The organism is Microcoleus sp. (assembly GCF_049646505.1).
GTDB lineage: Bacteria > Cyanobacteriota > Cyanobacteriia > Cyanobacteriales > Microcoleaceae > Microcoleus.
This window is the reverse complement of sequence record NZ_JBARVX010000307.1, coordinates 1-5,743: the sequence shown is the minus strand read 5'-3', so window position 1 is coordinate 5,743 and position 5,743 is coordinate 1. Positions and strand designations below refer to the sequence as shown.

The window sequence follows — 5,743 nt, the reverse complement described above, 5'->3', positions numbered from 1 at the left end:
GCGGGAGTGCGCGCGAGGCTCAATACGAGTTGGGGATTGAGCATTACAGGTATCGCCGGGCCAGGAGGCGGTACAGACGCTAAACCTGTGGGACTGGTTTATGTCGGTTTAGCCGGCCCCGACGGCGTGACAGAAAGTTTTGAATACCGCTTTGGCGATGCGCGAGGCCGCGATTGGATTAGAAACCTCAGTAGCTGTACGGCGCTCGATCGGCTCCGGCGTAAATTATTGTTGACCAAAGCGTAAAAAATATCTAACACTTTGTCAATTGTCAACTGTCATTTGTAATCTTAAGCTTTATTTAACACTCTGCGATCCCCGATTGTTCGGCAATTTTCCGATTACCTCTTGATTATCTGTAAAGATTCGTTATGATAATAAGATAGGACTGATTGGCAAATATACTGAGCCTCTCTTTTGCTCAAAACAACCAGCAAGCGAGAAAGCAAGTTTGGTCTTTGGTTTCAAAGCCGTGCTTGCTTGTGTTTCAGAGATTTAGCCGTCGGTTTAGCAATCTAGACTATAAAAAAAGGAGCTATCCGTTCAATGGAAAACATTGAAAAGGTGCTGGAACAAATTGAAGAATGGGTTCGCAAGCTGATAGAAGGACTCCTGAGTCCCGAAGCTCAACCGGAACTCGAACCGATTCCTATTCCAGTGAACCAGCCGAGGCATCGCCGATAGTTGAGACTGGATTTGAGGTTTGATGCTGGCGATCGAATCCAACTCAAAACTCAAAGTTTTGTGGCGCTGGAATTTAAAAAATTGTTAAATATCCTGGTACTTCACGGCCCCAATCTGAATCTATTGGGTCAGCGAGAACCTGGAGTTTATGGTTCTGCGACTTTAAATGATATCAACGAGTTGCTAGAACGAGAAGCGCAAGCCCTCCAGGTGAAAATCTCAATTCAGCAGTCGAATCATGAAGGGGTCTTGGTGGATGCAATTCACTCGATGTTAGGGCAGCAGCAAGGATTATTGATTAATGCTGGAGCTTATACTCATACGAGTGTGGCAATTAGAGACGCGATCGCTGCTGTGAATATTCCTGCGGTGGAAGTTCATCTGAGCAATATTTATCGGCGGGAAGTTTTTCGACACCACTCGTATATCGCACCAGTGGCGATCGGGCAAATCAGCGGTTTTGGTTCAGAAAGTTATCTGCTGGGGCTGCAAGCTCTAGTTACTCACTTGATTAAAAATTAAAAAATTCACCGATTTTGGCGATCGGATGAGGGCAGGTTTTAGATGGAAAACCAGCCCTTATATGTTTGGGTTAAATTTAAAACAACCAGAAGAATAATGGGGTAATGGGTAATATCAATTCCGGCGGCACTGCCGATAATACAGCATATTCCATGTATAGCCTTTCTCAGTTAGATGAGGTACAGGGTAATGGGTAATGGGAATGGGTAATGGGTAATGGGGCATGGGGCGATCGGGCATAGGGTATAGGGCATTACCTATTACCTATTACCTATTACCTATTACCTATTCTCGACCGCACCTCATTTTTCTGAAAAAGGCTATACGTGCGTACATCGTAAACTTGGAATACGCTGTAACAGTTGATTGTTGACTTTCAGTCGAAAAACAGAATGATGGTTGACTGTAGAAATATATTCTAGATTTGATAATTCCGATGAAGCGCGGAATTGATATAACCAAGCAAAAAAATCAGCAATTCCCAATCCCCAATTCCCAATTCCCAATTCCCAATTCCCAATTCCCAATTCCCAATTCCCAATTACTAACAACTTGAGTTGAATTCAAATGCGGCATTCCCTGTTGAGCAAGTTTCAAGGAACCATACTGGGGGGAGTTTTAGGAGACTCTACAGGCTTGCAATACCAAAGGCAACTCCTAGGTATACCTCTTCAACTAGCAGATTTGCAGCCGATTTTACAACTGACGAAGCACCAACAATTGACCCTGAGCGGGACAACATTGGCGTTGAATTGTACCAACGGCCAAATGCTAACTGGCGCAGACTCATCCGCATCCGGGAGACTGGCAGTAGCGTGGACTAAAAGTTTAATTCGGTGTAGGGGTTTAGATTTAAAAGATTGGCGGGATACTTGGGAAGGATTTGTCAAGTCGGAAATCTACCCTCCAGAAAGCACCGAGTTTCAAAGCGTGCTTAACCCTTGCGAAGCTGCTGTTGCTGCGCTGCCGTGCGCGGTGTTTTTTCACGAAAATAAAGCTAAGCTGCGAGAAAAAATCATGCTGGCGACAGATGTTTTTCCCAACGAAAACAAGTCAGAATTGCAAACAGCCGTTTTAGCTGTCGGATACGCGATCGCCCGATCGCTCAAACAAAGACTCGATCCCTCGACAGCGATCGACCAAACAATTGCCTACCTGAACACAGATAATGCCTTAACAGAGCTGCTGCTGCAAGTGCAAATACTACTAGAACAGAAAGCAGATTTAGAAACAGCCGCCACTCACCTGTGCAAAAGCGCCACAGCTTTGCAAAAAAAACAGGGCGAGGGCGAAAAAAAATCACAAACTAACTCAATTGTCAACCAAGGAAATTTGCTGCCGATTGCCCTAGCTTTCTACTGCTTCTTGAACACTCCAGAAGACTTGCGCTTGTCAGTGGTGCGGGCCGCCCGCTGCGGCATAGCCGGACAACTCACCTGCGCTTTGACGGGAGCTTTGTCTGGAGCGTACAACGGCGCTGCTGCGATTCCTGTAGAATGGCGACAGTTATCTTCGGCTGCGGTGGAATCGCGGCGGCTCGCCCAGGGTCGAGAACCCCTGCTCTGGGGAACGGGCAGCGATGCAAAAATTGTAGAGTTAGCAAATAACTTGTTTGCTGTGTGGGCGGGAGTTTACAACCCTGATGCGGCTTTGGATTCGGCAGCGCTAGCCCGCGCCGTGGCTGCACCTTATGTGATTAGACCTCGGAAAATATAAAGTTTTGAGCTTTTAATAGGAGGGGAAAGCAGAGATCGGCAATTAGCAGTTAGCCGTTAACAATTAGGAATTAGGAGTTAGCAAATCAAATTAGCAGTATTCTATCTGGTACGGATAATCAGAAAAATATGGAGCATCTCCGGTCTGGCAAAAAGCATTTTTTACGGCTTGCGAACACTACAAATGCTGGCGGGCTAGATCCTCCCGAAAAATATCTATGTTGCGGGTGGAATATCTCAAAGGTCCGCATCCCAAAAACAGCGCCCCAGCAAACCTAACACTCTTTTTGGGAGCAAAAATTTGTCAAAATGGTATCAAAAGCAAAAGCGGAAAAAAAACGTCAATTAAAGATTGAAAAGGTAAAAAAATTAATCTGACTCCCTTGTGCCAAAAAAAACCGGAATCTACCAAACAACAAGGTTTTGGCTCCTGGCGGGCGCGAGTTCTGTTTCTGTTAAAGATGGACAATCTGAGTCAGAAAATCCAACTGCTGGCGAGAGTCAGTTAAAATAGGCTTGGCGGTTAAATATTTAGGCAGGGCAATTCGGATAAACTCGATCGAGATGCACGGTCAGAATTTCTGACAAGGCTGCTGGATAACAGTGAATATAGCTTCAACATAAATGAATACGATCTCCTCATTGATGCGGCAGATTGAGCAGCTAGGGGCTGCGCGCTCACTGCGCCAACAGATTGCGAAAGTGCGAAATGGCGGCAGCAAAGCAAATCCCGATCGCCCCGGTCAAGCTCTCCTAAGTCGTTTTTTGCCCCCTACGCGGGATCTGCCCGAAACTTGTATTAAATTTAGAAGTAAAACCTCAAAATCAAGCCTCAAACATCAAGCTCGTTCCCCGATTTTGGCGCTGGTAGCGGTAGTTTCCCTCAGCAGCACTCTGGGCCACCGTTTCTACAACCAGCCGAAACTGGATGTGGGGACGAAAGCTCCTCAGACGATTAAGGCTCCTGCTAGCGCTAGTATCCCCGATCGCAAAACTACTGAAGAACAGCGTGCGTCAGCGCGGATTGGTGCTGTAGCGATATTAACGCTCGATCGAGCCGTCGAGGGACAAATCGACCGAGAAATGCAGCAATTTTGGCAGCAGGGAACCGAACTGCGGCTGGAGGTAGGCGAGTTTCCGTTTGCCGCCACCTCGGCGCTGTCAACGCAGGCTCAGGTTTACTTGCGGGGCTGTCCGGAGTGGGAGTGGCGATCGATTTTGGCCGGGGTGGGGGACAGCAGCGCAACTTCCGAGAAGTTGAATTTGGATTCCCCCGCCAGTGCTGCACCGACAGACAGCAAGTTTAAGCAGCAGGCTCAGGCTCAACTGCAGGCTTACAGCCGATCGGTCTCAGCAGCAGAGTTCAAAAGCCTGACAGACAGTATTTCCTCTGCCCGCAGGCGCTATCTCAATGCTGTGGAGGCGCTTGAAAAACCGTCGGTTTCCGGACTCCGACAAATTTACGATACTTCGCTGTTCGATTTGTCGGATGCAGCTTGGCAGAAAACCCAAACGGGTATGAGTCGGGTGGCAAAAATGATGCTGGCTCAAGGTATCCCGCCGGGATTGCCAAAAGAGATTTTGAAAGAAGCCGCGAGGCTGCAAGTAGCAGAGGAAGTGCCGTTAGAGTCGCAAGCTTTGGCAGTTGAGGCTTTAAGTGCGATTTTGCAGCCAAATCTCGTCAGAGATCCCGAAGCAACCAAACAGCTAGCTGAATTGGCGGCGCAAAAGGTGAAACCGGTGACGATCGCCGTAGAACAGGGCGATATTATTGTTACAGAAGGAAAAGAAATCTCGCAGCAAGATTTCGTGTTGCTGGACTATTTTGGTTTGAGCCGGCGGGGGGTGAATTGGCTGGGGCTGGCGGGGTTTGTCTGCTTGGTAGCGGGAGCAATTGCGATCGTGCTGCTGGTAGAAAGGCACTACCGCTTGCGCCGCAGAGATCATTTGCTATTGCTGCTGCTGACTTTGAGCGCGCCGGTGCTGGTGAGTTTGGGGCTGCCTTGGACGAGTTTGCCCGCGATCGGCATTTTAGCAGGCGGCTTCTACGGTTCGGCCGTGGGAGTGACTGTGGTGGGGCTGCTGTCGGCGCTGCTACCGATTGGCTTGAATGTAGAGTTGATTCATTTGGCCGCCAGCGCGGCGGGGGGATTGCTGGGCGCTTTTATGGCCGGGCGGCTGCGATCGCGCGAGGAGTTGGCTCTCTTGGGCGTCGGTGTCGGCTTGACTCAGGGCGCCGTGTATCTGGTGGGGACTCTGATCGCCAGCGCGGCGGCAGGTGCGATTTGGTACGTCGTTCTCGGTACGGTGGGCGCGCAAAGTTTGGCCGGTTTGGCTTGGAGCATTGTGGCGATCGGCATCAGCCCTTATTTAGAACACGTTTTTGACTTGATTACCCCGATCCGGCTGGCGGAACTCGCCAATCCCAACCGCCCGCTGTTGAAGAGGTTGGCGGCCGAAGCTCCGGGGACTTTTCAACACACGCTGTTCGTGGCTAGTTTGGCCGAGGCTGCTGCCCGGGAACTCGGCTGCAATGTTGAGCTGGTCAGGACTGGCACACTATACCACGATATTGGCAAAATGCACGACCCGCTCGGATTTTGCGAAAATCAAATGGGCGGCGGCAACAAACACGATGTAATGAATGACCCTTGGGCGAGTGCCGAAATGATTAAAAAGCACGTTAGCGAGGGGTTGGTGATGGCGCGCAAGCATCGATTGCCGAAGGCGATTCAGGCGTTTATTCCCGAACACCAAGGTACAATGTTAATTGCTTATTTCTACCACCAAGCACAGCAAATTGCAGCAAAAGAACCGCAAGA

At 49.2% G+C, this 5,743-nt stretch carries 6 protein-coding genes; 5 read left to right on the top strand and 1 reads right to left on the bottom strand.

The window, feature by feature from the left end:
- The 3 genes from WBA89_RS16160 to aroQ form a co-directional block, all read left to right on the top strand.
- Window positions 1-246, top strand: a 246-nt coding sequence (locus WBA89_RS16160; RefSeq protein WP_424408126.1) for a CinA family protein, incomplete at its 5' end; no start/stop codon positions are given.
- 300 nt (window positions 247-546) lie between these two features.
- Window positions 547-684, top strand: a complete 138-nt coding sequence (locus tag WBA89_RS16155) for a hypothetical protein (RefSeq protein WP_193974067.1) — start codon at window positions 547-549, stop codon at window positions 682-684.
- Window positions 685-765: 81 nt separating this feature from the next.
- Entirely contained in the window at window positions 766-1,206 is a 441-nt protein-coding gene (gene aroQ, locus WBA89_RS16150; protein WP_424408130.1) for a type II 3-dehydroquinate dehydratase, read from the top strand.
- Window positions 1,207-1,526: 320 nt separating this feature from the next.
- Here the strand turns inward: aroQ and WBA89_RS16145 are convergent, their stop codons facing one another.
- Window positions 1,527-1,757 carry a hypothetical protein gene (locus WBA89_RS16145; RefSeq protein ID WP_424408124.1) on the bottom strand — a complete coding sequence of 77 codons (231 nt, stop codon included), beginning with the start codon at window positions 1,755-1,757 and terminating at the stop codon, window positions 1,527-1,529.
- Between the two features lie 16 nt (window positions 1,758-1,773).
- Here WBA89_RS16145 and WBA89_RS16140 point away from each other — a divergent pair, with 16 nt between their 5' ends.
- Together WBA89_RS16140 and WBA89_RS16135 are read left to right on the top strand one after the other, a co-directional pair.
- Entirely contained in the window at window positions 1,774-2,922 is a 1,149-nt protein-coding gene (locus WBA89_RS16140) for an ADP-ribosylglycohydrolase family protein (RefSeq protein WP_424408122.1), read from the top strand.
- Window positions 2,923-3,566: 644 nt separating this feature from the next.
- Window positions 3,567-5,743, top strand: a 2,177-nt coding sequence (locus WBA89_RS16135; RefSeq protein WP_424408128.1) for an HD family phosphohydrolase, incomplete at its 3' end; no start/stop codon positions are given.

Coding starts and splice junctions, on each gene's coding strand:
- WBA89_RS16155 (WP_193974067.1), top strand. CDS start 547: ATGGAAAACATTGAAAAGGTGCTGGAACAAATTGAAGAATGGGTTCGC.
- WBA89_RS16140 (WP_424408122.1), top strand. CDS start 1,774: ATGCGGCATTCCCTGTTGAGCAAGTTTCAAGGAACCATACTGGGGGGA.